The organism is Acidovorax sp. SUPP1855 (genome assembly GCF_030158955.1).
Lineage (GTDB): Bacteria > Pseudomonadota > Gammaproteobacteria > Burkholderiales > Burkholderiaceae_C > Paracidovorax.
The window spans coordinates 304,866-330,480 of record NZ_BQXI01000001.1 but is presented as its reverse complement, the minus strand read 5'-3'; the positions used below and the strand labels follow the sequence as shown (position 1 = coordinate 330,480).

The 25,615-nt window shown below is 67.6% G+C and carries 25 protein-coding genes; 9 read left to right on the top strand and 16 right to left on the bottom strand.

Going from position 1 to position 25,615, the window contains the following annotated elements:
• Nucleotides 1–13: 13 nt before the first annotated feature.
• Complete coding sequence (locus AVMA1855_RS01575) at nt 14–1,015, top strand: 2-hydroxyacid dehydrogenase (RefSeq protein WP_284396164.1); 1,002 nt, start codon at nt 14–16, stop codon at nt 1,013–1,015.
• Nucleotides 1,016–1,055: 40 nt separating this feature from the next.
• Here the strand turns inward: AVMA1855_RS01575 and kynA are convergent, their stop codons facing one another.
• The 3 genes from kynA to kynB are packed head-to-tail and all read right to left on the bottom strand — an operon-like array spanning nt 1,056 to nt 3,941.
• Nucleotides 1,056–1,943: a tryptophan 2,3-dioxygenase gene (gene kynA / locus AVMA1855_RS01570; protein ID WP_284424319.1), complete on the bottom strand. Its 888-nt coding sequence runs from the start codon at nt 1,941–1,943 to the stop codon at nt 1,056–1,058.
• 3 nt (nt 1,944–1,946) lie between these two features.
• On the bottom strand, nt 1,947–3,254 hold the full coding sequence (gene kynU / locus AVMA1855_RS01565) for a kynureninase (RefSeq protein WP_284424318.1): 1,308 nt from the start codon (nt 3,252–3,254) through the stop codon (nt 1,947–1,949).
• Nucleotides 3,255–3,299: 45 nt separating this feature from the next.
• Complete coding sequence (gene kynB / locus AVMA1855_RS01560) at nt 3,300–3,941, bottom strand: arylformamidase (protein ID WP_284424317.1); 642 nt, start codon at nt 3,939–3,941, stop codon at nt 3,300–3,302.
• A gap of 104 nt (nt 3,942–4,045) precedes the next feature.
• Here kynB and AVMA1855_RS01555 point away from each other — a divergent pair, with 104 nt between their 5' ends.
• Nucleotides 4,046–4,522: an Lrp/AsnC family transcriptional regulator gene (locus AVMA1855_RS01555; RefSeq protein ID WP_272551503.1), complete on the top strand. Its 477-nt coding sequence runs from the start codon at nt 4,046–4,048 to the stop codon at nt 4,520–4,522.
• Between the two features lie 41 nt (nt 4,523–4,563).
• Here AVMA1855_RS01555 and AVMA1855_RS01550 read toward each other — a convergent pair whose 3' ends face one another.
• Complete coding sequence (locus AVMA1855_RS01550; RefSeq protein ID WP_272551504.1) at nt 4,564–4,887, bottom strand: YkgJ family cysteine cluster protein; 324 nt, start codon at nt 4,885–4,887, stop codon at nt 4,564–4,566.
• 152 nt (nt 4,888–5,039) lie between these two features.
• Here AVMA1855_RS01550 and AVMA1855_RS01545 point away from each other — a divergent pair, with 152 nt between their 5' ends.
• Genes AVMA1855_RS01545 through AVMA1855_RS01535 form a run of 3 tightly spaced genes read left to right on the top strand, consistent with a single transcriptional unit; the run spans nt 5,040 to nt 7,481 of the window.
• Entirely contained in the window at nt 5,040–5,354 is a 315-nt protein-coding gene (locus tag AVMA1855_RS01545; protein ID WP_272551506.1) for a FeoA family protein, read from the top strand.
• Nucleotides 5,351–7,237, top strand: coding sequence for a ferrous iron transporter B (gene feoB, locus AVMA1855_RS01540; protein WP_284424316.1), 1,887 nt, complete (start codon nt 5,351–5,353; stop codon nt 7,235–7,237). Before AVMA1855_RS01545 ends, feoB begins: the two co-directional genes overlap by 4 nt.
• Nucleotides 7,238–7,241: 4 nt before the next feature.
• Nucleotides 7,242–7,481: a hypothetical protein gene (locus AVMA1855_RS01535; RefSeq protein WP_284407067.1), complete on the top strand. Its 240-nt coding sequence runs from the start codon at nt 7,242–7,244 to the stop codon at nt 7,479–7,481.
• A 29-nt stretch (nt 7,482–7,510) separates the two neighbouring features.
• On the opposite strand, the gene AVMA1855_RS01530 is transcribed toward AVMA1855_RS01535, so the two are convergent.
• The 6 genes from AVMA1855_RS01530 to AVMA1855_RS01505 form a co-directional block, all read right to left on the bottom strand.
• The gene (locus tag AVMA1855_RS01530) at nt 7,511–7,936 is read right to left on the bottom strand and encodes a DUF4087 domain-containing protein (RefSeq protein WP_284424315.1); all 426 of its coding nucleotides are present in this window, start codon (nt 7,934–7,936) and stop codon (nt 7,511–7,513) included.
• A 90-nt stretch (nt 7,937–8,026) separates the two neighbouring features.
• Nucleotides 8,027–8,488 carry a hypothetical protein gene (locus AVMA1855_RS01525; RefSeq protein WP_284424314.1) on the bottom strand — a complete coding sequence of 154 codons (462 nt, stop codon included), beginning with the start codon at nt 8,486–8,488 and terminating at the stop codon, nt 8,027–8,029.
• On the bottom strand, nt 8,485–9,135 hold the full coding sequence (locus AVMA1855_RS01520) for a peptidoglycan recognition protein family protein (protein ID WP_284424313.1): 651 nt from the start codon (nt 9,133–9,135) through the stop codon (nt 8,485–8,487). Before AVMA1855_RS01520 ends, AVMA1855_RS01525 begins: the two co-directional genes overlap by 4 nt.
• A 110-nt stretch (nt 9,136–9,245) precedes the next feature.
• Nucleotides 9,246–9,917, bottom strand: coding sequence for an HD domain-containing protein (locus AVMA1855_RS01515; RefSeq protein WP_284424312.1), 672 nt, complete (start codon nt 9,915–9,917; stop codon nt 9,246–9,248).
• A gap of 43 nt (nt 9,918–9,960) precedes the next feature.
• Nucleotides 9,961–10,884, bottom strand: coding sequence for an ornithine carbamoyltransferase (argF, locus tag AVMA1855_RS01510; protein ID WP_284424311.1), 924 nt, complete (start codon nt 10,882–10,884; stop codon nt 9,961–9,963).
• A gap of 10 nt (nt 10,885–10,894) precedes the next feature.
• The gene (locus AVMA1855_RS01505) at nt 10,895–12,091 is read right to left on the bottom strand and encodes an aspartate aminotransferase family protein (protein WP_284411240.1); all 1,197 of its coding nucleotides are present in this window, start codon (nt 12,089–12,091) and stop codon (nt 10,895–10,897) included.
• A gap of 254 nt (nt 12,092–12,345) precedes the next feature.
• Between AVMA1855_RS01505 and AVMA1855_RS01500 the strand changes: the two genes are divergently transcribed.
• Complete coding sequence (locus AVMA1855_RS01500) at nt 12,346–12,678, top strand: DUF3579 domain-containing protein (protein WP_284424310.1); 333 nt, start codon at nt 12,346–12,348, stop codon at nt 12,676–12,678.
• Between the two features lie 254 nt (nt 12,679–12,932).
• On the opposite strand, the gene mqo is transcribed toward AVMA1855_RS01500, so the two are convergent.
• A complete protein-coding gene (gene mqo / locus AVMA1855_RS01495) occupies nt 12,933–14,642 on the bottom strand; it encodes a malate dehydrogenase (quinone) (RefSeq protein ID WP_284411242.1) in 1,710 nt (569 codons plus the stop codon).
• A 306-nt stretch (nt 14,643–14,948) separates the two neighbouring features.
• Entirely contained in the window at nt 14,949–15,248 is a 300-nt protein-coding gene (rpsT, locus tag AVMA1855_RS01490; protein ID WP_272551520.1) for a 30S ribosomal protein S20, read from the bottom strand.
• Between the two features lie 180 nt (nt 15,249–15,428).
• Between rpsT and murJ the strand changes: the two genes are divergently transcribed.
• Nucleotides 15,429–16,994 (top strand): murein biosynthesis integral membrane protein MurJ, encoded by a 1,566-nt coding sequence (murJ, locus tag AVMA1855_RS01485; RefSeq protein ID WP_284424309.1) that lies wholly within the window; start codon nt 15,429–15,431, stop codon nt 16,992–16,994.
• Between the two features lie 73 nt (nt 16,995–17,067).
• Nucleotides 17,068–17,922 carry a SirB1 family protein gene (locus tag AVMA1855_RS01480; protein ID WP_284396124.1) on the top strand — a complete coding sequence of 285 codons (855 nt, stop codon included), beginning with the start codon at nt 17,068–17,070 and terminating at the stop codon, nt 17,920–17,922.
• 44 nt (nt 17,923–17,966) lie between these two features.
• Here AVMA1855_RS01480 and queF read toward each other — a convergent pair whose 3' ends face one another.
• From queF to AVMA1855_RS01460, 4 genes are all read right to left on the bottom strand, one after another.
• On the bottom strand, nt 17,967–18,812 hold the full coding sequence (gene queF / locus AVMA1855_RS01475) for an NADPH-dependent 7-cyano-7-deazaguanine reductase QueF (RefSeq protein WP_284424308.1): 846 nt from the start codon (nt 18,810–18,812) through the stop codon (nt 17,967–17,969).
• A 73-nt stretch (nt 18,813–18,885) separates the two neighbouring features.
• Nucleotides 18,886–19,782: a 2OG-Fe(II) oxygenase gene (locus AVMA1855_RS01470; protein WP_284424307.1), complete on the bottom strand. Its 897-nt coding sequence runs from the start codon at nt 19,780–19,782 to the stop codon at nt 18,886–18,888.
• An 87-nt stretch (nt 19,783–19,869) separates the two neighbouring features.
• Entirely contained in the window at nt 19,870–20,646 is a 777-nt protein-coding gene (gene yaaA, locus AVMA1855_RS01465) for a peroxide stress protein YaaA (protein ID WP_284424306.1), read from the bottom strand.
• A gap of 115 nt (nt 20,647–20,761) precedes the next feature.
• Nucleotides 20,762–24,022: an Rne/Rng family ribonuclease gene (locus tag AVMA1855_RS01460; RefSeq protein WP_284424305.1), complete on the bottom strand. Its 3,261-nt coding sequence runs from the start codon at nt 24,020–24,022 to the stop codon at nt 20,762–20,764.
• Nucleotides 24,023–24,601: 579 nt separating this feature from the next.
• On the opposite strand from AVMA1855_RS01460, the gene AVMA1855_RS01455 reads away from it, so the two are divergent.
• Entirely contained in the window at nt 24,602–25,615 is a 1,014-nt protein-coding gene (locus AVMA1855_RS01455) for an RluA family pseudouridine synthase (RefSeq protein ID WP_284424304.1), read from the top strand.

Sequence of the window (25,615 nt, the reverse complement as noted above, 5' to 3'; positions counted from 1 at the left end):
CGATTGGCGCAAAATGGGGCGGCAGCGCTTGATCCGCCTGCCCGTTCAGCTATCAATATGGAAGCATCCTGTCGTGTCCAGTCCTCGCATTCCCCTGCTCGTTCTCAACCACCTGTCCCCGCAGAGCCAGGCCCAGATCGCGGCCCTCTACGACCTGCACTACGCCCCCACGGCGGCGGACCGCACCGCGGCCATCGTCACTCAGGGCGGGCGGTTCCGGGCGGTGCTCACCATCGGCTCGCTGGGCCTGAGCGCCCAGGAGATCGAGGCCATGCCGGCGCTGGAGCTCATCTGCGTACTGGGTGCCGGCTATGAGAACGTGGACCTGGCCGCGGCCCGCGCGCGTGGCATCGTGGTGGCCTCGGGTGCCGGAACCAACGACGACTGCGTGGCCGACCATGCCTTCGGCCTGCTGATCGGCGCAGTGCGCGGCCTGCGCCCGCTGGACCGCCTGTGCCGCGAAGGCGTGTGGCGCGACGCCATCGGCTTGCCGCCCAACGTGTCGGGCAAGCGCCTGGGCATCTTCGGCCTGGGCACCATCGGCCAGAAGATCGCGCGCCGCGCCTCAGGCTTCGACATGGCCGTGGGCTACCACAACCGCAAGCCGCGCGATGGCGTGGCCTACGAGTACTTCGGCAGCCTGCTGGAACTGGCGAAATGGTGCGACGTGCTGGTGTGCGCCACGCCGGGCGGCGCGGCCACGCGCCATGCCGTCAATGCCGAGGTGCTGCAGGCGCTGGGCCCGCTGGGCTACCTGGTGAACATCGCCCGGGGCAGCGTGGTGGACACCGAGGCGCTGGCTTCGGCCCTGCGCGTGGGCGGCATCGCCGGCGCGGGGCTCGATGTCTACGAAAGCGAGCCGCACCCGCCCGAGGCGCTGATCGGGCTGGACAACGTGCTGCTCACGCCGCACGTGGCGGGCTGGTCGCCCGAGGCCGTGCAGGCCAGTGTGAACCAGTTCCTGGCCAACGCCGGCGGGCACTTCGCGGGCACCGGGGTCGTGGCGCCGGTGTGAGCCGCGTGGGCGGCCCTTCGGGGCCCGCCACCGCTTGGTTTCAAAGGTCGGTGCGCAGCTTCCAGATCTCGGGAAAAAGCACCACGTCCAGCATCTTGCGCAGGTAGCTCACGCCGCCCGTGCCGCCGGTGCCGCGCTTGAAGCCGATCACGCGCTCCACCGTGGTCACGTGGCGAAAGCGCCAGAGCCGGAAGGCGTCTTCCAGGTCGGTCAGCTCTTCGCCCAGCTGGTACAGGTCCCAATGCTGCCGCGGGTTGCGGTACACCACCAGCCAGGCCTGCTCCACGGCATCGCTTTCCTCATAGGGCTGGGTCCAGTCGCGGGCCGTGTGGCTGTCCGGCACCGGAATGCCACGGCGCGCCAGCAGGCGCAGGGCCTCGTCGTAGAGCGAGGGCGCCTCGTAGGCGGCCTGCACCTGGGCCAGCAGGTCGGCGCGGTGCTCGTGCGGGCGGAGCATGGCGCGGTTCTTGTTGCCCAGCGCGAATTCGATGCTGCGGTACTGGTAGCTCTGGAACCCGCTGGAGCTGCCCAGGTAGGGCCGCATGGCGCTGTACTCGGGCGGCGTCATGGTGGCCAGCACGTCCCAGGCGTGCACCAGCTGCTCCATGATCTTGGACACGCGCGCCAGCATCTTGAAGGCCGGCTGCAGCTCGTCCTGCGCCACCAGCGCGATGGCCGCGCGCAGCTCGTGCAGCATGAGCTTCATCCACAGCTCGCTGGTCTGGTGCTGCACGATGAACAGCATTTCATCGTGTGCCGGCGAGCGGGGGTTCTGCGCGGTGAGGATGGCATCGAGCGACAGGTAGTCGCCGTAGCTCATGCTCTGGCTGAAGTCGAGCTGGGCCCGCTCTTCGTGCACGATGGATTCGGGCTTGCCGGCGGTCGCTTCGCTGCCGGCGGGCGCGGGGGATTGGGAATGGGGGCACATGGCTCAGGTCACCGCGTTGATCTGGTTGAACTCGGCGCGCTGCCACTCGGCGCCGTCGAGCACCTGGCGCAGGTGCTCCACCGCATTCCACACGTCTTCGAAGCCGATGTACAGCGGCGTGAAGCCGAAGCGCAGGATGTCCTTGTGCGGGCCCTGGCCGCCGTCGCCCTTGCGGAAGTCGCCGATCACCCCGCGCGCGATGAGCGCCTGCACGATCGCATAAGCCCCGCTGCCCTGGCCGTGAAGGCCCTGGCCTTCGTCCCGCGTGAGGCACACCTGCGAGCCGCGCCGGGCGTGTTCGCGCGGGGTTGCCAGGCCCAGACCATGGTCGCCGCAACGCGCTTGCACCAGCTGGATGAACAGGTCCGTCAGCGCCAGCGATTTGGCGCGCAGCGCGTCCATGCCGCCCAGCGGCTGCGCGGCATCGAACACATCCAGGCCGCATTGCAGGGCCGACAGGCTGATGATGGGCTGCGTGCCGCACAGGTAACGCGTGATGCCGGGCGCGGGCTGGTAGCCGGGCGTGAACTGGAACGGCGCCGCATGGCCCCACCAGCCGGACAGGGGCTGCCAGAAACGGTCGGCATGGCGCGGGTGCACCCACACGAAGGCCGGGGCACCGGGGCCACCGTTCAGGTACTTGTAGCCGCAGCCGATGGAAAAGTCGGCATCGGCGCCCTGCAGATCGACCGGGACCGCGCCGGCGCTGTGCGCCAGGTCCCACACCGTGAGGATGCCGGCCGCATGCGCCGCCGCCGTGAGGGCCGCCATGTCGTGCATGGCGCCGGTGCGGTAGTTCACGTGGGTGAGCATCAGCACCGCCACCTCGCCGGTGAGCGAGGCGGCGATCTCCTCGGGCTCCACCAGCACCAGTTCCAGGCCGCGCTCCTTGCACAGCCCTTCGGCGATGTAGAGGTCGGTGGGGAAGTTGCTGCGCTCGCTCACCACGCGCCGGCGGGCCGGGCTCTCTTCACGGGCGATGTTGAGTGCCGCGCTGAGCACCTTGTAGAGGTTGATGGACGTGCTGTCGGTGCACACCACCTCGCCGGCACCGGCGCCGATGAACGGCGCGAGCTGGTTGCCCAGGCGCTGGGGCAGGTCGAACCAGCTGGCCGTGTTCCACGAACGGATCAGGTCCGTGCCCCACTCGCGCGTCACCACGTCGGCCACACGGGCCGCCGTGGCTTTGGGCAGCACGCCGAGCGAATTGCCGTCCAGGTAGATGACGCCGGGGGGAAGGTCGAAGTGCGCGCGCAGCGGGGCCAGGGGGTCCTGCGCATCGAGTGCGCGGCAGTTTTGCAAGGTCGTCATGGAAGGCTCGTTTTAATCAAAATAATAGCAATCGGGGCAATGAAATCAACGGCATGGGCGCAATATGGCCCTGACCGGCGAGGCGTCGGCCGTAGTGAGCTTCAAAGGCAGGGCGATGAGTTCGTAGTCGCCCTCCGGCACCTCGTCGAGCACCAGGTTCTCCAGCACCCGCAGGCCGCGGCGGCGGATCACCTGGTGGCTGTCCAGCGTCTTGCTGTCGGCCGGGTCGATGCTGGCGGTGTCGATGCCCACCAGCACCACGCCCAGATCCGCCAGCCGCTCGATGGTGCCGGGCGCGTAGGCGGCCAGGGCTCCGTCCCAGCGATCGACCGGCATGCGCTGGTAGGTGCGCACCAGCACCCGCGGCGGCAGGTCCTGCACGGCGTGGGCCAGGTGCGCCCATTCGATGAGCGGCCCCGCGCCGATGGCATGGATCACGCGGCAGGGGCCGATGAAGGCGTCCAGCGGCACCTCGCCGATGGAAGCGCCGTCCGGGTCGTAGTGCAGCGGGGCATCGGCATGCGAACCGACATGGGGCGACAGCGTGATGGCGCTCACGTTCACCGGGCAGCCGGGCCCGATGGTGGCGCACCACTGCTGCGTGTAGGCTGTGTCGCCGGGAAAGACCGGCGTGGCGGCATGCACGGGCGCCGAAATGTCCCACAGCCGGGGTGAATTCGTGTTCATGGCGCGCATGCTATGCGCATCGGGGGTGATTTCCAAAGGGGTTATCCTCTGCACTAGTAAAAATTGAATAATCCATTCTTTTAAATCCGAAAACAGAACAAATCATGCAGGCCGCCTCCCTCGATCGCACCGACAAGCAATTGCTCGAAGCCCTGCAGGGCAATGCCCGCCTCACCTCGGGCGAACTGGCGCAGATGGCGCACCTGTCCCAGTCGCCGTGCTGGCGGCGCGTGAAGCGGCTGGAAGACGACGGCGTCATCAGCGGCTACCACGCGGGCCTCAACCGGCGCGCGCTGGGGTTCGGGGTGATGGCGTTCGTGATGGTGGGCATCGACCACCAGACCGAGATCTCGTCCCAGGCCTTCGAAGAGGCGGTGTGCGCCATCCCCGAGGTGGTCATGTTCCACGGCATCTCGGGCCCGGAGGACTTCATGCTCGTCGTGGTCGCGAAAGACCTGGATGCCTATTCCGAGTTGCTGCAGCGCCGCCTGCACCGCCTGCCAGGCGTGCGGCACATGCACTCGTATTTTTCGCTGCAGGAGTTCAAGGGCCAGGTCGGCGGCCTGCCCGTGCCGGCGTAGCACCAGCGGCCTGCGCCGCGGCCGTTGCGATCCATCCCCAATCAGTAGATCGCGCTGTCCGGCAACGCCGCCAAGCCATGGCGCTGGCGTGCACGGCGGCAGGCATCGCTGCCCGCCTCGAACTCGCGGCAGGGCGAGGGACGCCATTCGTAGATGCCGCAGGCAGCGCGTACGCCGACGGTGCCGGTGAGGGCGGCGCAGCGCGGCGACGCGTGGTCGGTGCCACGCATGCGGCGCAACTGGTCGGTCACTTCCACCACCAGGCCCTGCGGCACGCTGCCGCCCGTCTCCTGCGATTCATGCACCGAGAAATCGACACGGAAACTCGCGCAGCACGCGCCGCAGCTCAGGCAGGGATGGGTCATGGCAGGCGGTGCACGTCGGGGCAAAACCGGCATTGTGCGGGCGGGAGCGTAGGGGCTGGCCCTGCAGCGCATCGCATCCGGGTCTGATGCGCCTCGAGCCGGCCGAAAGGATGCGGCCTAAAATGAGAACTAAACTCATTCATAACAATCCGATGAAGATGACTGAAGAATCTTCGGGCCCTGCGCTGGCCCCAGGCACTGCCTTGCCCGCCGCCACGGGCCTGGACCGCCTCCCGCGGCAGGTGCACGCCCATGTGACGGCGCTGCAGCCGGCTCGCAACGAACAGGAGCGCGCGGTGATCCAGCGCCTCATGGAAATCGGCTTCCTGCCCGGCGAGCCCGTGCGCGTGGTGGCCAGCGGCTTCCCCGGCGGCGATCCCCTGGCCGTGCGTGTGGGCCAGGCCACCTTCGCACTGCGCCGCCACGAGGCCGCGCTGGTGCATGTGCAAGCCGGAGCGCCCGCATGAGCGGCGTTGCCACTTCGCCCCTGCGCATCGCGCTGCTGGGCAATCCCAACTGCGGCAAGACCGCGCTGTTCAACCTGCTCACGGGCGCCCGCCAGAAGGTCGCCAACTACGCCGGCGTGACCGTCGAGCGCAAGGAGGGCCTGCTGCACACCGCCAGCGGCCGCCGCGTGCGCGTGCTGGACCTGCCCGGTGCCTACAGCCTGAACGCCCACAGCGCCGACGAAGCCGTCACGCGCGACATCGTCACCGGCGAGCGGCCCGGCGAGGCCGTGCCCGACCTGCTGGTCTGCGTGACCGATGCCACCCACCTGCGCCTGAACCTGCGCCTGGTGCTGGAGGCCCGCGCGCTGGGGCTGCCGATGGTGCTGGTGCTCAACATGAGCGACATGGCGGCGCGCCAGCGCATCGAGATCGACCGCGAAGCGCTCTCACGCGAACTCGGCATGCCGGTGCTGTCCACCGTGGGCGTGCGCAGCGACGGCGCGCAGGAATTGCTGCAGTGGCTCGACACCCAGGCGCCGCAGGCGCTGGCGGGCACGGCGTCCGTGCACCGGGCGGTGGGCGTGGACCTGCGCGCCCAGGTGCTGCAGCTGCATCAGGAGGTGCGCCGCATCATGGCCGCCGCCGTGCGCGAGCCCGCGGTCAGCCTGCGCAACGACGACCGCATCGATGCCGTGGTGCTCCACCCCGTGTGGGGCCTGCTGCTGCTGGCCGTCACGCTGTTCCTCATGTTCCAGGCCGTTTTCAGCTGGGCCGCGATGCCCATGGACGCCATCAAGGCCGGCGTGGACGGGCTGTCGGCCTGGATCAATGCGCACATGGCCGACGGCGTGCTGCGCAGCCTGCTCACCGACGGCATCCTGGCGGGCGCGGGCGGGGTGCTGGTGTTCCTGCCGCAGATCCTGATCCTGTTCTTCTTCATCCTGGCACTGGAAGACTCCGGCTACCTGCCGCGCGCGGCCTTCCTGCTCGACCGCGTCATGGGCACGGTGGGACTGTCGGGGCGGTCGTTCATTCCGCTGCTGTCGAGTTTTGCCTGCGCCGTGCCCGGCGTGATGGCCACGCGTTCGATCACCCACTGGCGCGACCGGCTGGTCACGATCATGATCGCGCCCCTCATGACCTGCTCCGCGCGCCTGCCGGTGTATGCGCTGCTCATCGGTGCGTTCATCCCCGAGCAGACCGTGGTCGGCGTTTTCAACCTGCAGGGGCTGGTGCTGTTCGCGCTGTACTTCGGCGGCATCGTGAGCGCCATGGCCGTGGCGGCGGTCGCCCGCCTCGCGCGCCGTGGCGCCGGCCACGCGCCGCTGCTGATGGAACTGCCCGCCTACCGCTGGCCCAGTGTGCGCAGCCTGGCGCAGGGCCTGTACGAGCGCGCGCTGATCTTCATCCGCCGCGTGGGCGGCATCATCCTGGCCGTCACCATCCTGCTGTGGTTCCTGTCCACCTATCCCGCGGCGCCCGAGGGCGCCACCGGCGCGGCCATCCAGTACAGCTTCGCCGGCCGCATCGGCAGCGTGCTGGAGGTGCTGGTGGCGCCGATCGGCTTCAACTGGCAGATCGCCATCGCCCTGGTGCCCGGCATGGCCGCGCGCGAAGTGGCGGTGGGGGCGCTGGGCACCGTGTATGCCCTCTCGGCCACGGGCGAGGAAGTGGCCACCCAACTGGGCCCGCTGATCGCCCAGAGCTGGTCGCTGGCCACGGCGCTGTCGCTGCTGGCGTGGTTCGTCTTCGCGCCGCAGTGCATCTCGACCATCGCCGCCGTGCGCCGCGAGACCAACAGCTGGCGCTATCCGCTGCTGATGACCGGCTACCTGTTCGCGCTGGCGTACGCCGCCAGCTTCATCACGTATCGCCTGGCCCTGGCGCTGGGAGGAGGCTGAGCCCATGGCCCAGGAAATCATCGTCGGCGTGATCGTCGCCCTCGCCGTGGCCTACATGGTGTGGAAGTGGATGCCCGCCCGCTGGCGCGCCCGCCTGGACCGCGTGCACCCGGCGTTGGCGCAGTCGAGCAGCTGTGGAGGCTGCAGCAGCTGCGATTCGGGCGGCTGCGGAACGGGCGGCGGTGCGGTGGGCCAGGAGCAGGTCGTGCAGATGCCGGGCAGCCGTTCTTCGGTGCCGAAGTAGGGCGGGCATCGGCGGAACGCCCCCATGTTTCATGGCTGGCGCAGAGGGTTTTCCGGCTCCTTTCCCATCAGCGCCTTGTCGCGTCGGCAGGTCTTCAGGGGCAACGCACGCCACGAGACGATTCGGGTCACTTCCTTCGTATCGGCGCGCGTGCTGCTTTCGAGGCACGCGCAACCGTATCCTGCGCTGCCCGATCCGGTTGCCACCCACCTGTTTTGGGGAAACACGGGCCAGTCACCTTCGGCTTGGTGGCCTCCCTGCATTCCCACCGTCCATTCCCCCGCTTTGTCCACGAGCGTTGCATTTCCCGGTGTCGGCTGATCGAACCAGCCACAGCGGGTGGTCGTGGCCTGTGGCGCTGCCGTTGCAACGTTGCAGGCAATCGCCAATGCAGGCATCGAAATGAAGGCTGCGATTTTTGCGTGATGCAAGCGTTGCGGCAGGCAAATGGTCATGGCGTGATGGTGATGGCAGCCCCGGTCCGATGCGCTTTTCTGACAAGCCATTCGAAGGAATGCTTTGGTGCGTTAGACCTCCAGACCGGCTCAGGGCCGGGCCGGCTTGCGGGCATCGAATGGAAAGCTGCTTTCCAGGATGTCGGTGCAGGCTTCGCACCGCATAAAGTAGGTCGCTCCCCGGGCCGTGATCGCGCCCCACCCCGTCCAGTGGTCGATGGAGACTTTGGCGATTCGGCCATCCTGGAATATCACCCTGGCCTGTGCGTTGCAATCGCCGGTCTGCAGTTCCTGGCTGTATTGATACTCGCTGCGGAACCGGGCATTCGCCAAAAAGAAACGCACCCTTTTCTCGTCGATCGCCAGGTGCCCGCAGTCGGCCTCCGCGCCGAAACCCTTGGCAGTGCGGTCCTGCACCACGACTGACTTGATCGGGCCGAGACGGTATTTCTTGGGCTGGAGCGTCTTGTCGAAATCGCTCGTCGGAGAGGCGAACGAAGCGATGCCTGCGCCTGCAAAAAGGGCCGAAGCCAGGAAGTGCTTGATGGTCATTGCCATGTCGCCGTGGCAGCTTCCGTAGCATTTTTCCGGCTCACCTCAGGATGACGATGCACCTCGGCTTTCGAGATGTGCAGTGTTTCGGAAAGCGCATCGATCAGGTATTGAAGGGCGACCTGTTGGTGGTTGGTCAGCGCCTCATAAACCGCGTTGTTTCCTAAAAACGCGCGCTGTTGCTCTGTACTCAATCCTGCAGGCATTTTGATTCCAGGCGGCAGTGAAGCCATGCCTACGATTTCAATACCGATGCTGTCTGCGTTGGACGGATAGCGTCCTGGAACCACTTTGGTCATTTCCGCTTTGTGCATAGTGGTTGGACTGGCTTTTTTGTATTGGGCGATCTCGGCAGGACTGCATCGGAGTTCGGCCAAGCAACGCGCTTTCAGCGGACCCACGTGATTTGTTCGACGGAGAATCGAAGCCGTCTGATAAATGGATCCCTCTTTGCCTATCAAAAAGTGCGCACCGTTTGCGTTGGCGCTTCGATAACTATTGAACGTCGAGTTCTCTGTTGGGGATCCTGTTTGATGGACGATGATTCCAGAGACCTTGTTCATTTCTGATCTTTCGATCGATGAGAACCTGCGTGCCTTGATTTTCGAGTTTCCGCTAACCATCCCTTGAGCATCGATATTAAGCATTTTTCCTCCTGGCGGAATGGTAGTGGAGCTGCAAGGACTTCATTCTGATTTGCGACGCCAGATTTGGACTCAATGTGTAAGCGTAAGCAAACCGGCTCGCGTCACACAAATCATTCGCCGAAAAGCACACCCCGCCCCAGCGCCGCAACGGCCTGCTGGAGATTGACGCGTGCCTGCGCTTCGCGTTGCGCCCTGAACCAGGGGGTCGCGTAGACGTGTGGCCGATCCATGAACGACCGCAGCACCGCAGAGCGCCCCGCCACGTAGCGCGGCCAGCGCACGAACCGGTATTCGCGCCGCACGTTGCGCTCGAATTCGCCATACACCTCGGGCGGGGCGCCCAGCACGGCGAGATCGATGTCCACCACCCAGCACGCGTCGCCCTCCAGCGGCGCATCGGGCGTGTGGCGTGTGTCCATGATGTGGCGCTCCACCGTCTGCACCAGGCCGTCGGACAACCGCTGGGACAGCAGGAACCGGCGCGCCCATTGCGCGCTGCGTTCTTCGTTGTGCCCGCTCCAGGGCCAGTAGATCGCGTCGTGGAACCACAGGGCCAGTTCGACCGCGTGCGGCTGCTGCAGCGCTGTCGGCTGGGCGGCCTGAACGGCCTCCAGGTGCAGGAGGCAGGCGTGCAGGTGGCGGGTGTCGTGGTAGGCGCGGGGCCAGCGGCTCCAGTGGCGCAGCAGGCGCTGGCCCTCGGCGGTCCATGCGGGGCCGGCGCGCTCCAGCGCGGCGCCCAGGGCCTGCCAGCGCGCCAGCAGTTCACCTTGGCTGGGCTTCATGCGGCGGCGGCTGGGGCGTAGGAGGACGTGGCGATTTCGGCGATCAGCTGGTGATGCGGCCGAGCAGCAGGTATTCCATGAGTGCCTTCTGCGCATGCATGCGGTTTTCGGCCTCGTCCCACACCACGGACTGCGGGCCGTCGATCACGTCCGCCTCGACTTCCTCGCCACGGTGGGCGGGCAGGCAGTGCATGAACAGGGCGTCCGGCTTGGCCGCCGCCATCATTTCGGCATCGACGCACCAGTCGGCAAAGGCCTTCTTGCGCTCTTCGTTCTCGGCCTCGTAGCCCATGCTGGTCCACACGTCGGTGGTCACCAGGTCGGCGCCGGCACAGGCTTCGAGTGAATTGCTATAAAACTTATAGCTATCTGCCCTAGAACCATTTGCGCCGAGGGCCAATTTCTCATTGATCTCGTAGCCGCGCGGCGTGCTCACGTGGACGGTGAAGCCCAGCAGCTCGGCCGCCTGTAGCCAGGTGTTGGCCATGTTGTTGCCATCGCCCACCCAGGCCACGGTCTTGCCCCGGATGGTGCCGCGGTGCTCGATGTACGTGAAGATGTCCGCGAGGATCTGGCAAGGGTGGAACTCGTTCGTCAGCCCGTTGATGACCGGCACGCGGGAGTGGGCGGCGAAGGCCTCGATCTTGGTCTGCTCATAGGTGCGGATCATCACCAGGTCCACCATGCGGCTGATGACCTTCGCGCTGTCCTCGATGGGCTCGGCGCGGCCCAGTTGGCTGTCGCCCGTGGTCAGGTGCACCACGCTGCCGCCCAATTGGTACATGCCGGCCTCGAAGCTCACGCGGGTGCGCGTGCTGGCCTTCTCGAAGATCATGGCCAGCGTGCGGTCGGTCAGCGGGTGGTGCTTCTCGTAGCTCTTGAATTTGCCCTTGATGACGGCCGCGCGGCTGAACAGGTAGGCGTACTCGTCGGCGGTGAGATCGTTGAATTGCAGGTAATGCTTCATAACGGAACGTTCATTCGGCGAGCAGCGCCTTGACCAGGGGAACCAGCAGGGCCACGATTTCGTCGGCCTCGGCCTGGGTGAGGATGAGCGACGGCACCATGCGGATCACGGTGTCGGCCGTCACGGACAGCAGCAGGCCGGCTTCGGCCGCGCGGCCGACCAGCGCGCCGCAGGGCTTGGTCAGTTCCACGCCGAGCATCAGGCCCTGGCCGCGGATTTCCTTCACGCCGGGCAGGCCGCCCAGCTCGCGCTCCAGCGCGGCCTTCAGGTGCGCGCCCACGACGGCGGCGTTCTGCAGCAGGCCGTCCTCTTCCATGATGCGGATGGTTTCCACGCCGGCGCGCATGGCCAGCGGGTTGCCGCCGAAGGTGGTGCCGTGGTTGCCGGGTGCGAAGATATTCGCGGCCTTGGGGCCGGCCACGACGGCGCCGATCGGCACGCCCGAGCCCAGGCCCTTGGCCAGGGGCATCACGTCCGGCACGATGCCGGCCCACTGGTGCGCGAACCACTTGCCGGTGCGGCCCATGCCGCACTGCACCTCGTCGATCATCATGAGCCAGTCGCGCTCGTCGCACAGTTGGCGCAGCTGCTGCAGGTAGTCGATGCGCATGGGGTTCACGCCGCCTTCGCCCTGGATGGTCTCGAAGAACACGGCCACCACGTTCGGGTTGCCTTCGGTGGCCTGCCGGATGGCGTCGATGTCGTTCATCGGCACGCGGATGAAGCCCTCCACCAACGGGCCGAACCCGGCCTGCACCTTGGGGTTGCCGGTGGCCGACAGCGTGGCGATCGAGCGGCCGTGGAAGGCTTTTTCGTAGACCACGACCACGGGCTTGTCGATGCCCTTGTCGTGGCCGAACTTGCGGGCCAGCTTCAGCGCGGCTTCGTTGGCTTCGAGGCCCGAGTTGCAGAAGAAGACGTTGGTCATGCCCGAGCGCTCGACCAGCTGGGCGGCCAGTTGCTCCTGCAGGGGCACGTGGTAGTAGTTGGAGCTGTGGATCAGCTTGGCGATCTGCTCCTGCAGTGCGGGCACCAGCTTGGGGTGGTTGTGGCCCACCGTGTTGACCGCGATGCCGCCGAGCGCGTCGATATATTGCTTGCCGTCCACGTCCCATACGCGCACGCCCTGGCCACGTTCCAGCGCGATCGGCAGGCGGCCGTAGGTGTTCATCACGTGGGGCGAGGCGGCCGGGGCGGAAGCGGTCATGCGGAAATCTCCAGAGAAGGGCAATGCGAAAGGGGGAGGGGGCTGAGCCGGCTCGTGGCCGGCAAAACGAAGCACGATTCTAGGGGCAGGGCTTTGCATGGCTGTTGACGATTGCGCATCACAGCCATGCGCCGTCCAGCGCCGATCCAGGGGTCTTTGGATGGGTTAGCTCTTATATAAGAGTTAGAATGCCGGCCTGTGGCGCGCCATGCGGCGATCCTGCGGCGACTTCCCCCCAACGACCCCCGATCCTGATGGTTTCCCCCACCTCCAAAGAAGTTTTCATCCAGGGCATCACCCTCGACGGGAAAACCTTCCGCCCCAGCGATTGGGCGGAGCGCCTGGCGGGGGTGATGAGCCAGTTCCGCCCCGGTGGCGCCCGTCCCGGCAGCCACCTGAACTATTCGCCCTGGTGCGTGCCCACCACGCTCAATGGCATCAAGTGCGTGATCGTGCACCGCGACCTGCAGGGCCACGAACCCATGGCCTGGGATTTCGTCATGAACTTCGCGCGCGACAACCAGTTGCAGGTGGCCGAGGCCTGCCTTCTGCCCGACCAGGCGCCTGACACCGCCCGCAAAGGCTGACGGCGCCATGTCGCAGCGCTTTGGTGGTGCTGGCGGCGGGAACGACTAAATGGCCAAAGCCCCTTCGGGGGCTTTTTTCATGGGTGGCGTCGGCAGGCGGCCCGGGAGCACCTTCCGATCCGCGCATTCGGCCCCGACGCGTCCCGTCCGAACCACCGCAGCGGCCTGCGCCGCCATAAAAAAGCCCCGCACTGCAGCGTCGCAGTAGCGGGGCGATCGCGCGCAGCCGCAGCCGCGCAGGTGGGGCGCCGGCGTCAGAGCGCCTGCATTTCCTTGTTCGTCCTGGGGCCTGCGGCCTCCGGCGCCTTGGGCTGCGTGGGTACCACGCCGGCCGGCGTCGCCGCCGCCTTGCCCAGGGTGGCCGGCACGTCCAGGTAGGGCAGGTGTAGGGCGCTGCTGGTCATGCGGCGGATCTCGTTGGTCAGGGCCGGGTCTTCATTGAGCTTGCGGCCGTAGGAAGGAATGATCTCCTTCAGGCGCGCCTTCCAGCCGGTGTCCGTCATCTGCTGGGGGAAGGCCTTGGCCATCAGGTTCAGCATGATGTGCGGGGCGGTGGAGGCACCGGGCGATGCGCCCATCAGGGCGGCGATGGTGCCGTCCTTGTCGGACACGATCTCGGTGCCGAACTGCAGCACCGCGCCTTCCTTGAGGTCGCGCTTGATGACCTGAACGCGCTGGCCCGCGGTGATGAGCTTCCAGTCTTCGCGCTTGGCGTTGGGGAAGTAATCCTGCAGCGCGCGCTGGCGGTCGTCGTCGGTCAGCTCGGCCTGTTGCAGCAGGTACTTGACCAGGTCCAGGTTGTGGATGCCCACGCGCAGCATGCCCACCAGGTTGTCGTGCGTGACGGAAGAGAACAGGTCGAACCAGGAGCCCTGCTTGAGGAACTTGCTGGTGGCCAGCGCGAACGGTCCGAACAGCACGACGGGCTGGCCGTCCATGTTGCGGGCGTCCAGGTGGGGCACCGACATCGGGGGCGAGCCCGTGGCGGCCTTGCCGTAAGCCTTCACCGTGTGGCGGGCGGTCAGGGCGGCGTTCTCGATGGACAGGAACTGGCCTCCGACTGGAAAGCCCGCATAGTCCTTCGATTCGGGAATGCCCGAGGCCTGCAGCAGTTGCAGCGCGGCGCCACCGGCGCCCACGAAGACGAATTTGGCCTTGACGGTCCGCTCCTTGCCGCCGTCGCCCAGGTGGGCCACGGTCACGTTCCAGGTCTTGTCGTCGTTCTGGCGCAGCGCGCGCACTTCGTTTTGCAGGTGCAGCTGGAAGTTGGGGCTCTTGCGCAGGCCCTGGACCAGCTGGCTGGTCACGGCGCCGTAGTTGACGTCGGTGCCCAGGGGCATGAAGGTGGCGGCCACCTTCTGCTTCGGGTCGCGCCCTTCGATCATCAGAGGCGCCCACTTCTGGATCTGCGCCTGGTCTTCCGAGTACTCCATGCCGTAGAACAGGGGGTTCTTGATCAGGGCCTCGCGGCGCTTGCGCAGGTATTCGATGTTTTCGTCACCCCAGACGAAGCTCATGTGCGGCGTGGGGTTCACGAAGGTTTCGGGCGACTGCATGTTGCCGCGGCCGATCTGGTGCGCCCAGAACTGGCGCGACACCTCGAACTGCTCGGCGATGCCGACGGCGCGCTTGGTCTCGATCGTGCCATCGGGCAGCTCGGGCGTGTAGTTCAGTTCCGCGAAGCCCGAGTGGCCCGTGCCCGCGTTGTTCCAGCCATTGGAGCTTTCCAGCGCCACGCCGTCCAGGCGCTCGAACACCTCGATCTTCCAGTCCGGCTGCAGCTCCTGCAGGTAGGTGGCGAGCGTGGCGCTCATCACGCCCGCGCCCACCATCACGACGTCGACGGGCTGGTCGTTCTCGGCAGGAGGAACGGAGCGGGGAAAGAGCGGCCAGTACAGGAACAGGACGGCCGCAAGGATCAGCACCACAACGGCGCCGAACAATGCTTTGATCGACTTTTTCATAGATTTGGTTGGACTGATTGCAATTGAAAAAGCCTGCGCGGACTCGGCAGGCTTTCACGCGTATCAAAAATTGAAGCTCCCTGACATCGGGAATTGTCCCATTAGGTAAATACCCTGACAAACATCAAAGTTTCACGAAATCGGCCGGAAAAAAATGGACTCACCGGCCGCAAACCCGCATGGATATTGGATTGGCCGTATTTCAGGCACAAAAAAACCGCCCGAAGGCGGTTCTTTCGTTTTGCTGACAGCGCACCCGTTACAAACGGCGGACGGCAGGGCCGTCCGGGCTGTTTGCCTGAAAGGTCAGGCGGCCAGGGCCAGGGTTTTCACCTTGGCGGACAGGCGGCTCTTGTCGCGAGCGGCCTTGTTCTTGTGGAAGATGCCCTTGTCGGCGATGGTGTCGACGACGGCTTGCATCTTCGCAAACAGTTCGGTGGCCTTGGTCTTGTCGCCGGCCAGGACAGCCTTCTCGACATTCTTGACCGCGGTACGGTACTTGGAGCGCAGCGAGGTGTTCGCGGCGTTCAGCTTGACGTCCTGGCGGACGCGCTTGCGGCCGGAGGCGAGACGGGGGTTCTTTTTCTTGGGCTTGGCAGATGCCATGGTAAATTTTCCTTAAGTGTCTGAGGATGATGTCAGCAAAGCCCGCGATTATAGCCCAGCGACTTGGGCGGGGCCGCAGGGTCGCTTCGACGCAGGCAGGCGGCTCCCCTCGGTGAGGTCCGAGGGGCAGGCATTCCGCGGACCGGCGCCTGCCGCGGCGCAGCGCATACACTCGCGGCCGTGTCCCTGTTCAAAGCCGCCTCCACCGTTTCCCTGCTGACCCTGGCCTCCCGCGTGACGGGCCTGGTGCGCGATCTGCTGATGGCCTCGCTGTTCGGGGCCAATGCGCTCACCGACGCCTTCAACGTCGCTTTCCGCATTCCCAACCTGTTTCGCCGGCTGTTCGCCGAAGGGGCCTTCAGCCAGGCCTTCGTGCCCGTGCTCGCGGCGCACAAGGCCCAGCACGGCGACGAGGCCACGCGCCGGCTCATCGCCAGCGTGGCGACGGTGCTGTTCTGGGTGCTGCTGCTGACCTGCGTGCTGGGCGTGCTGGGGGCGCCGCTGCTGGTGTGGCTGCTCGCCAGCGGCCTGCGCCAGAGCGCCGGCGGGTTCGACGCCGCCGTGGTCATGACGCGCTGGATGTTCCCCTACATCGGCTTCATGTCGCTGGTGGCGCTCTCGGCCGGCGTGCTCAACACCTGGAAGCGCTTTGCGGTGCCGGCGGCCACGCCGGTGCTGCTCAACGTCTGCATGATCGCCGCCGCCTGGCTGGGCGCGCCGCAGTTGGCCGCGCGCGGCATCGAGCCCATCTATGCCATGGCCGGCGGCGTGATGCTCGGCGGCATCACGCAACTGGCGGTGCAACTGCCCGCGCTGTTCCGGCTGGGCCTGCTGCCGCGCATCGGGCTCACTCCCGGGGCCATTCGCAAGGCGTGGCGCGATCCGGGCGTTCGCCGCATCCTCACGTTGATGGGCCCGGCGTTGCTGGGCGTGGGCGTGGCGCAGATCTCGCTCATGATCAACACGCAGATCGCCTCGTACCTCGCGCCGGGCAGCGTGACCTGGCTGTTCTACGCCGACCGGCTCATGGAGTTTCCCACCTCGCTGCTGGGCGTGGCGCTGGGCGTGGTGCTGACGCCGCAGCTGGCGGCCGCCAAGGCGGCCGGCGATGCCGCCCGCTACTCGTCCATGCTCGACTGGGGGCTGCGCATCGTCGTGGTGCTGTCCGTGCCGTGCGCGGTGGGCCTGCTCACCTTTGCCGAGCCTCTGGTGGCCACGTTGTTCCACCATGGCGCGCTGCAGGACAGCGACGTCGGCCAGATCGCTCTGGCCCTGGCCGGCTACGGTGCGGGGCTGCTGGGCCTGGTGGCCATCAAGGTTCTGGCCCCCGGCTACTACGCCAGCCAGGACATCCGCACGCCGGTGCGCATCGCCATCGTGGTGCTGGTGGTCACGCAGCTCCTGAACGCCGCGCTGGTGCCGCTGATCGACCATGCGGGCCTTGCGCTGTCCATCGGCCTCGGAGCCCTGATCAATGCGCTGTGGCTGCTGATCGGCCTGCTGCGGCGCGGCACCTACCAGCCCCAGCCCGGATGGGCCCGGCTGGCGCTGCAGGTGGTGGCCGCCAGCGCCCTGCTGGCGGTGCTGCTGATGTGGGGATCGCGCCATTTCGACTGGCTGGCCCTGCGGGCGCACGAGGGGCAGCGCGCCGGGCTTCTGGCCCTGCTGATGGGCGGCGCGGCGCTGCTGTATTTCGGGGCGCTCTGGGCGGCGGGCCTCAAGCTGCGCGAACTGCTGCGCCGCTGACCGCCTTCGCGCCGGGTTTCGTCCCTTCGGAACCCCGCTTGACGCGGCCCGGCACGCCCCTTACAACCCTCCAATGGCCCTGAGCTACTCCCTTCCCACTCCGCTCGAGTACTTCGCCACGCTGGTGCGCAGCGACGACCAGTTTCCCCTGCTGGAGGCGGCGGCGTCCATCGCGCAGGACGAGTACCCCGAGCTGGACGTGCAGCAGTTGCTCGGCGACGTGGATCAGCTGCTCGCCCGGCTGCGCCGGCGGTTGCCCGCCGATGCGTCGTCGCTGCAGCGCCTGCGCTCGCTCAACCAGTTCTTCTTCGGCGACCTGGGCTTCGCGGGCAACGTCAACGATTACTACGACCCCGAGAACAGCTACCTCAATGCCGTGCTGCGCACGCGGCGGGGCATTCCGATTTCGCTGGCGCTGGTGTGGATGGAACTGGCCCAGGGGCTGGACCTGCACGCGCGCGGTGTCTCGTTTCCCGGGCACTTCATGATCAAGGTGCTGCTGCCCAAGGGGCAGGTGGTGATGGACCCGACCACGGGCCAGTCGCTGTCGCGGGAAGAGCTGTCCGAGCGGCTCGAACCCTACCGGCACCGCAGCAGCGGCCTGGTGGACGACTACGACATTCCGCTGGGCCTGTACCTGCAGGCGGCGCCGCCGCGTGACGTGATCGCGCGCATGCTGCGCAACCTCAAGGAGATCCACCGCTCGCAAAAGGACTGGGCGCGGCTGGTGGCCGTGCAGGACCGGCTCATCGTGCTGCTGCCCGACGCCTGGGGCGAGTGGCGGGACCGGGGCCTGGCCCATGCGGAGCGGGGCGACACGGCATTGGCCGTGGCCGATCTGGAGACGTACCTGGCGCGCGTGGAAGACGGGCTCGACATCGACGCCATCGCCGAGCGCGTGAGCCTGCTGCGCCGCGCCAGCAACTGAGGCGCAGCGCGGCAACGACGCAGCAAGGGTTCTGCTGGCCGCTCTTACTGGCGCGCCGTGCGCACGTTGGGCGGCAGGGCTTGCGGGTGGCTGGTACGCAGCGGGTTGATGTCCAGCCCGCCGCGGCGCGTGTAGCGCGCATACACCGACAGCTTGATCGGCTTGCAGCGCGTCCACACGTCCATGAAGATGCGCTCCACGCACTGCTCGTGGAATTCGTTGTGGTTGCGAAAGCTCACCAGGTACTGCAGCAGCCCGGCCTGGTCGATCTGCGGGCCGCTGTAGTGGATGCGCACGCTGCCCCAGTCCGGCTGGCCGGTCACCAGGCAGTTGCTTTTCAGCAGGTGGCTCGTGAGCGCCTCGGTCACCGGCGTCTCGGCATGGTTGGCTGACAGCAGCTCGGGGGCCGGCGTGTACTGCGTGCATTCCACGTCCAGGCGGTCGAGCAGCAGGCCGTCCAGTTCCTGCACGGGCTCGCGGTCGAACAGCTCGGGCTGCAGCAGCTTCACGCCCACCGTGCCTGCGTGGGGCGCCCCGCGCCAGACGGCTTCGCCCACGTCGGCGCGGATGCGGGCCTGCACCTCGGCGGCATCCGCGAAGCGCGTGTTGTTGAAGCTGTTCAGGTAGAGCTTGAACGACTTGCTCTCGACGATGTTCGGCGTCTCGCACGGCACCGTCACATGGGCGATCGCCACCTGCGGCTTGCCGCGCGGGTTGAGCCAGGACAGCTCGAACGCCGTCCACAGATCGGCGCCGAAGAAGGGCGGCGTGTCGCCGATGCCGATCTCCGCCCGCTTGCCGGCCCGGGGGATCGGAAAGAGCAGGGCGGCGTCGTACTGGTCCGCATAGGCGGATGCGCGGCCCAGCTGCGATTGTTCGGGGGTGTTCATGGAACTCCGTGTTTCTGTTTGCTATTGATTTAATAGCTATGGAGGCAATGAGAACTAGGGCGTCAGGCCGATTTCATTCGAACTTGCGTTCGCGCAGCCATTTGGTGGCGATCCACTTCTCGCCGGCGATCACCGGCGCGCCGCCGTGCAGTGTGCGCGTGGACGGGTGGGGGCGTTCGTAGCTGAAGAACACCGCATTGCCCTGGCGCGGCGCGATCTCCAGGTGCACGTCGGGGAAGGTGGTGCCGCCGCCCTTGTCCGGGTTGTTCAGGTAGATCACCAGCGTGGCCACCCGCTGCCCGCCGCGGCGCAGGATGGTCGGCGTGCCGGGCTCGGCAGGGTCGAAGTAGTCGTAGTGGGGCTTGTATTCCGCGCCCGGGCGGTAGTGCAGCACCTGCAAGCCTTCGCCGTTTTCCAGCGGCCAGTTCACCAGCTTGGCGATGCGCTCTTCCAGGAGGCGCACCACCGCGTTCTCGCCGATCTGGAAGAACATGCCGTCGCTCGTGCGGTCGTCGTTCACCTCTTCGCCGCCCGTTCGCGTGGCCACGGTGAGCGAGCGCGCCATGCGCGGCTCGGCTTCGGCGATCAGCGCTTCGCACTCCTCGGGCGAGAGCAGGTTGCCGAACAGCACCACGCGGGGCTGGGCCATGGACATGAGCACCTCGACCTGGCGGTCGCCCACGTCGATGAAGAGCGGCGATTCGCCCACGGTCGGCTCGGGCACGCGCGAGCCGGGAGGCTGCCCCTGCTGCACCGCCAGCGCTTCCAGGTGGTCGCGCAGCACATGCTCCATGGCGTGCGCGGCCACGTCCTCCCGCCAGCCCGCGTCGAGCATGGACTGGAGCACCACCGGCGCCTGAAAACCGGCCTGGGCCTGCGCGATGATCCATTCGCGCAGCTCCGGCGTCACGGATTGGGACGGGGCATCGGCCGGGGCGGAGGAGGTGGTCTGGCGGGAACGTGCGGGCATGGCGTGGTGGGCGTCAGTGGCGTTGGCGTTTCGGGAAGAGGAATCCAGTCGATCGTCGGGGCCGGGGGGGCGCGGGGCCATCCGCCCTCAGGCGGCCTTGCGGCGGAACACGAGCCGCTCCGGCGTGGAGGCGGCACTGGCGAAAGCATAGCCTTCCAGGTCAAAACCCTCGAGCTGGCGCGGTGTGGCCACCTGGTGCCGGATGGCATGGCGCGCCATGAGCCCGCGCGCCCGCTTGGCGTGGAAGCTGATGATCTTGTAGGCCCCGCCTTTCCAGTCCTCGAACACGCAGTCGATGACGCGCGCCTTCAGCACCTTGCGGTCCACCGACTTGAAGTATTCCTGTGACGCCAGGTTGACGACCACCGGCGTGGCGTCAGCCGCCAGTTGCCGGTTGAGGTGCTCCGCAATCGACGCGCCCCAGAACTGGTACAGGTTGGCGCCCGCATCGGTGGCGAGCCGGGTGCCCATTTCCAGGCGGTAGGGCTGCATGCGGTCCAGCGGGCGCAGCACGCCGTACAGGCCGCTCAGGATGGCGACATGGCGCTGGGCCCAGTCCAGCTCATCCAGCGTGAGCGAGCGGGCCTGCAGGCCTTCGTACACATCGCCGTTGAAGGCCAGCACGGCCTGGCGCGCATTGGCCGCGGTGAACTTCGGACGCCATGCGGCATACCGCGCCACGTTCAGCGCGGCCAGCGGGTCGCTGATGCCCATCAGGGCGGCAACGTCCTGCGGCGACTTCTGCCGCAGCACTTCGATGAGCCGGGTGGACTGGGGGACGAACTGCGGCAGCGTGTGCCCGACGCCTTCGGGCAGGGGCGTGTCGTAGTCCAGGGATTTGGCGGGAGACAGCAGGAACAGCATGGGGGTCGCGATGGTCCGGTGACCTCGGAGGGGGAAGTGGAAAGCCCGGCAGCGGGCTTTCCAGCAAAGACGACAACCGGCCCGGGGCATTGCACCGCGGGCCGGCGGCGCCGCATCAGGCGGCGGGCGGCTGCTCGAACGGCAGCGTCAGGTCGCGCAGGTCGCGGCGCGTTTCCACCAGCACCAGCGGGCCTTCATCGATCGCCACCACCGGGGGGCGTTCGCGCGGCACATGGACCGGGCGCGGTTCGGCCGCGATGGCGGCCTGCGCGGCGGCGATCTTCTCCGCATCGGAGTTGACCCACTGCAGGCCCGAGGTCTGGGCGACCTGGTTCAGCTCGTCCACCGGCAGGGTGAATGCCTGGACCCGTGGCATGGCGCCATTCGGCTGGGCAGGGGCTGCGGCTTGGGCTGGAGCGGCGGCAGCAGGCTGCAGCACGGGGGCTGGCACGGGCGTTGGCGCCACCGGAGCCACTGGGGCCGCCGTGGAGGCCACCGGCGCGACCGGGGCCGCTACCGGAGCGGGTGCCGACACAGGACGCGGGGCGACCGGCGCAGGGGTCACCGGCTCCACGGCAGACGCGCGGGGCACCGCCGATTCCACGGGCGCATCGGTGGCTGGTGCGGCGACGGGCTCGTGGGCCTGCGGCGCGGCGGCGGCGGACGCGTTGAAGTAGCTGCGGCGTGCGGGTTCCTGCGAGGCTTCGGCGGACGCGCTGTCGGCAGGGGCCGTCGCGCTGACATCGAAGTCCATCAGGTTGCCCGCGGGCTGCTCCTGCTCCGCACCGTTTTCACGCGGAGCCCGCTCGCCACGCTCGCGGCGGTCACGGCCGTAGCGGTCGCGCGACCGGCGTTCACGGCGCTCATCGCCTCCGGCGGCGGGTGCGGCCGGGGCGGCGTCGTTGCCGGTCAGGTCCAGGTCGGGCAGGGACGCCATGGGGGACGTGTCCACGAAGTCCGCCACGGGGCCCTGGCCTGCGCCGGCGGCCTCGTCGACGCGGGGAGCGCGTTCACCACGCCCGCCACGCTCGCCGCGGCCACCGCGCTCGCCGCGTTCGCGGCGGGGGCCGCGCTCGCTGCGTGCGGCTTCCACGGGTTCGCCGGCACCGTCCAGGGTGACCGAAGCGGTCGCAGGCAGCGCTGCGCCGGTTTCGGCGTTCAGCGGGGCTTGGCGGGGCTCGCCGTCCCGGCCGCGGCCGCGGCCTTCGCGTGGCTCGCGGGGTTCACGGCCCTCGCGGCCTTCACGGGGCTCGCGCCCGCCATTGCGGGGTTCGCCTTCCGGACGGCCCTCGCGGCCTTCCCGGCCACCACGTGCTTCGCCGTCGCGCGGTCCGCGGCCATTGCCGTTCCCGTTGCGTGGGGCTTCGCCCTCCGGGCGCTCCGCGCGGCCGTCACGGCCATCGCGGCGGCCACGGCCTTCGCCATTGCCTTCCCGTTGGCCGTCGCGCGAGCCATTGCGCTCGCTGCCGTTGCGTTCACCGCGGCGGCCGCGTTCGCCGCCACGGCCTTCGCGCCGGCCTTCCCGTGCGGGCTCGGCCACCGGTGCCGGTGCCGGCGCGGCCACGGGGGCCGGGGCACGTGGGGGCTCGCCGAAACCGAACAGGCTCTTGAGCCATGCGAAGAACCCTTGCTCCTGGGGCGCGGGCGCCACGGCCGGCGCGGGGGCCGGAGCCGGGGCGGCCGCCGCAGCCGCGGCGGCGGCCGCTGCCGCGGGCCGGCTGTGCGACGGGTTGCGGGCCGCGCCTTCCGGACGGGGCTCGGCGATCGGCGCCGGCGCGTCGGGCAGCACGCCCTTGATCACCGGGGTCTGCTTGTTGGTGGGCTCCTGCGAGCGGCGCGTGACGGCGGTGGGGTCTTCCACTTCTTCGACGAGCTTGTAGCTGGCGTCGATGTGGTCCAGGCGCGGGTCGTCGTGCTTGAGGCGCTCGAGCTTGTAGTTCGGCGTCTCCAGGGTCTTGTTGGGCACCATCAGCACGGTCACGCGCTGCTTGAGTTCGATCTTGGCGATCTCGGGGCGCTTTTCGTTGAGCAGGAACGAGGCCACTTCCACCGGCACCTGGCAGTGCACGGCGGCCGTGTTGTCCTTCATGGACTCTTCCTGGATGATCCGCAGGATCTGCAGCGCCGACGATTCGGTGTCGCGGATGTGGCCCGAGCCGCCGCAACGGGGGCAGGGGATGGAGGAGCCTTCGCTCAGCGCGGGCTTGAGGCGCTGGCGGCTCATCTCCATCAGGCCGAACTTGCTGATCGTGCCGAACTGCACGCGGGCGCGGTCCTGGCGCAGCGCGTCGCGCAAGCGGTTTTCCACTTCGCGGCGGTTCTTCGACTCTTCCATGTCGATGAAGTCGATCACGATCAGGCCGCCCAGGTCGCGCAGGCGCATCTGGCGGGCCACTTCGTCGGCGGCCTCCAGGTTGGTGCGGGTGGCGGTTTCCTCGATGTCGCCGCCCTTGATGGCGCGGGCGGAGTTCACGTCCACGCTCACCAGCGCTTCGGTGTGGTCGATCACGATGGCGCCGCCGGAGGGCAGGGTCACGGTGCGGGCGTAGGCTGACTCGATCTGGTGCTCGATCTGGAAGCGGCTGAACAGCGCGGCGTCGTCGCGGTAGCGCTTGACCTTGCCGGCATGCTCGGGCATCACGTGCGCCATGAACTGGTGCGCCTGCTCGTAGATGTCGTCCGTGTCGATGAGGATGTCGCCGATATCGCCGTTGAAATAGTCACGGATCGCGCGGATCACCAGGCTCGACTCCTGGTAGATCAGGAAGGCGCCCTTGCCGCCCTTGGCCGCGCCGTCGATGGCGGTCCAGAGCTTGAGCAGGTAGTTCAGGTCCCATTGCAGTTCAGGCGCCGTGCGGCCGATGCCGGCGGTGCGCGCGATGATGCTCATGCCCTTGGGGTACTCGAGCTGGTCCATCGCCTCCTTGAGCTCGGCCCGGTCTTCGCCCTCGATGCGGCGCGACACGCCGCCACCGCGCGGGTTGTTGGGCATCAGCACCACATAGCGGCCGGCCAGCGACACGAAGGTGGTCAGGGCAGCGCCCTTGTTGCCGCGCTCTTCCTTCTCGACCTGCACCAGCAGTTCCTGGCCTTCGCGGATCACGTCGTTGATGCGCGCCTGGCTGACCGAGACGCCTTCGGCAAAGTACTGGCGGGAAATTTCCTTGAAGGGCAGGAAGCCGTGGCGGTCTTCGCCATAGTCGACGAAGCAGGCTTCCAGCGAGGGCTCGACGCGGGTGACGACGGCCTTGTAGATGTTGCCCTTGCGCTGCTCGCGCCCTTCGATCTCGATTTCGTAGTCCAGCAGCTTCTGGCCGTCGACGATGGCCAGGCGGCGTTCTTCGGGCTGCGTCGCGTTGATGAGCATCCGCTTCATGATGGGATTCCTTTTCGTTGTCGGCCGGGCGGCGCGCAGCGAAAAAGCTGCATCGGCGCGCGTCCCGACCATTCAAACCAATGACACAGGCTCTTCAGGAGCCATGGATGCCAGGGCCGACGCGTTGAAACGAAGGGAATTGCCGCAATGCCACGCGGCTGCGAAGCACTAGCTTCGCAGTCGTGGCGGGGGCGCGTGGATGGGGGCGAGGGGAAATGCGTGCAGCGTTGCCATGAAAGACTTGGCTGATGGCGCGGGCTGCACGGGCGATGCCGGCGATTGCGGAGCCCATGCCGAAGGCAGGCGCCTTCGCCAAAGGGTCACAATCCATGCCAACAATGCCCACATGTTTTCGCTTTGATCCGCCCGCAGAACCTGCCTGTTGGGCGGCCTGCGGACTGGGGATTCCGGTTTCGGTGTTTCAATTTGTCAGCCGGCCGCGCGGCGTGGGAGCCACCACAGGCATCTGGCCTGCAATCTGCGCACACGACACCCGTTGGCATCGACCTGCCTGCGCGGCTTGCAAGGTTGCGTGGACTAAACTCCAGACAAATCAACCACTTACAGAACATCGCGCAGGTGAAACACATTATAGGGGGCAAACCGGCGACGGACCGTGCCCCAACCCCCGCCCCCGCTGCAGCCCGCATCGTCGAAGTCGACGAGGACTCTGCCGGCCAAAGGCTCGATAACTTTCTGATACGCCATCTGAAGGGCGTCCCCAAAACGCACGTGTACCGGATCATCCGCAGCGGCGAAGTGCGCATCAACAAGGGCCGCGCCAGCGCGGACACCCGGGTCGCCACGGGCGATCAGGTGCGCCTGCCGCCCGTGCGCATCTCGGACAAGGTGGCCGAGAAGGCCGAGCGCCCGGCGCCGGCCCGCGAATTCCCCATCCTGCTGGAGGACGACCACCTGATCGCCATCGACAAGCCCGCAGGCGTGGCGGTGCATGGCGGCAGCGGTGTGAGTTTCGGCGTCATCGAACAGTTGCGGCAGGCACGTCCCCAGGCGAAGTTCCTGGAACTCGTGCACCGGCTGGACCGCGAGACCTCGGGCATCCTCCTCGTAGCCAAGAAGCGTTCCGCGCTCACGCACATGCAGGACCAGTTCCGGGAGCGGGAGACCGGCAAGACCTACCTGGCCCTGGTGCCCGGCACCTGGGCGGCCAACAAGAAAGTGATCGACACGCCTTTGAACAAGTATCTGCAGGCCGATGGCGAGCGGCGGGTGCGGGTGACCACGCCGGAAGACCCGGACGGCATGCGCTCCATCACCCTCGTGAAAGTGCGCAGCCACCTGCCGGCGCGCGCGGCCGAGGGGCTGCCGGCCATGAGCCTGCTGGAAGTCACCATCAAGACCGGTCGCACCCACCAGATCCGCGTGCACCTTGCCAGCCAGGGCCATGCGATCGCGGGCGACGACAAATACGGCGACTTCGAACTCAACAAGCGGCTGCACAAGCACGGCCTCAAGCGCATGTTCCTGCATGCGTGGCGGTTACAGTTCTCCCATCCCTCCCACGGCGAGCGCATCGAACTGCGCGCAGAGTTGCCGCCTGACCTGGCGCAATTCACCGCCGCCACTGCCTGA

Excerpts from the sequence above, each read along its gene's own strand:
- AVMA1855_RS01515 (WP_284424312.1), bottom strand. The coding sequence starts at position 9,917 with ATGAAGCCCAGCCAAGGTGAACTGCTGGCGCGCTGGCAGGCCCTGGGC.
- AVMA1855_RS01575 (WP_284396164.1), top strand. The coding sequence starts at position 14 with ATGGGGCGGCAGCGCTTGATCCGCCTGCCCGTTCAGCTATCAATATGG.
- AVMA1855_RS01505 (WP_284411240.1), bottom strand. The coding sequence starts at position 12,091 with ATGACCGCTTCCGCCCCGGCCGCCTCGCCCCACGTGATGAACACCTAC.
- AVMA1855_RS01520 (WP_284424313.1), bottom strand. The coding sequence starts at position 9,135 with ATGCTTAATATCGATGCTCAAGGGATGGTTAGCGGAAACTCGAAAATC.
- kynB (WP_284424317.1), bottom strand. The coding sequence starts at position 3,941 with ATGAACACGAATTCACCCCGGCTGTGGGACATTTCGGCGCCCGTGCAT.
- AVMA1855_RS01555 (WP_272551503.1), top strand. The coding sequence starts at position 4,046 with ATGCAGGCCGCCTCCCTCGATCGCACCGACAAGCAATTGCTCGAAGCC.
- kynA (WP_284424319.1), bottom strand. The coding sequence starts at position 1,943 with ATGTGCCCCCATTCCCAATCCCCCGCGCCCGCCGGCAGCGAAGCGACC.
- AVMA1855_RS01545 (WP_272551506.1), top strand. The coding sequence starts at position 5,040 with ATGAAGATGACTGAAGAATCTTCGGGCCCTGCGCTGGCCCCAGGCACT.
- AVMA1855_RS01460 (WP_284424305.1), bottom strand. The coding sequence starts at position 24,022 with ATGAAGCGGATGCTCATCAACGCGACGCAGCCCGAAGAACGCCGCCTG.
- yaaA (WP_284424306.1), bottom strand. The coding sequence starts at position 20,646 with ATGCTGTTCCTGCTGTCTCCCGCCAAATCCCTGGACTACGACACGCCC.
- AVMA1855_RS01530 (WP_284424315.1), bottom strand. The coding sequence starts at position 7,936 with ATGACCATTTGCCTGCCGCAACGCTTGCATCACGCAAAAATCGCAGCC.
- rpsT (WP_272551520.1), bottom strand. The coding sequence starts at position 15,248 with ATGGCATCTGCCAAGCCCAAGAAAAAGAACCCCCGTCTCGCCTCCGGC.
- kynU (WP_284424318.1), bottom strand. The coding sequence starts at position 3,254 with ATGACGACCTTGCAAAACTGCCGCGCACTCGATGCGCAGGACCCCCTG.
- AVMA1855_RS01550 (WP_272551504.1), bottom strand. The coding sequence starts at position 4,887 with ATGACCCATCCCTGCCTGAGCTGCGGCGCGTGCTGCGCGAGTTTCCGT.
- AVMA1855_RS01525 (WP_284424314.1), bottom strand. The coding sequence starts at position 8,488 with ATGACCATCAAGCACTTCCTGGCTTCGGCCCTTTTTGCAGGCGCAGGC.
- queF (WP_284424308.1), bottom strand. The coding sequence starts at position 18,812 with ATGAACACCCCCGAACAATCGCAGCTGGGCCGCGCATCCGCCTATGCG.
- mqo (WP_284411242.1), bottom strand. The coding sequence starts at position 14,642 with ATGAAAAAGTCGATCAAAGCATTGTTCGGCGCCGTTGTGGTGCTGATC.
- argF (WP_284424311.1), bottom strand. The coding sequence starts at position 10,884 with ATGAAGCATTACCTGCAATTCAACGATCTCACCGCCGACGAGTACGCC.
- AVMA1855_RS01470 (WP_284424307.1), bottom strand. The coding sequence starts at position 19,782 with ATGCCCGCACGTTCCCGCCAGACCACCTCCTCCGCCCCGGCCGATGCC.
- feoB (WP_284424316.1), top strand. The coding sequence starts at position 5,351 with ATGAGCGGCGTTGCCACTTCGCCCCTGCGCATCGCGCTGCTGGGCAAT.
- AVMA1855_RS01535 (WP_284407067.1), top strand. The coding sequence starts at position 7,242 with ATGGCCCAGGAAATCATCGTCGGCGTGATCGTCGCCCTCGCCGTGGCC.
- AVMA1855_RS01500 (WP_284424310.1), top strand. The coding sequence starts at position 12,346 with ATGGTTTCCCCCACCTCCAAAGAAGTTTTCATCCAGGGCATCACCCTC.
- AVMA1855_RS01480 (WP_284396124.1), top strand. The coding sequence starts at position 17,068 with ATGGCCCTGAGCTACTCCCTTCCCACTCCGCTCGAGTACTTCGCCACG.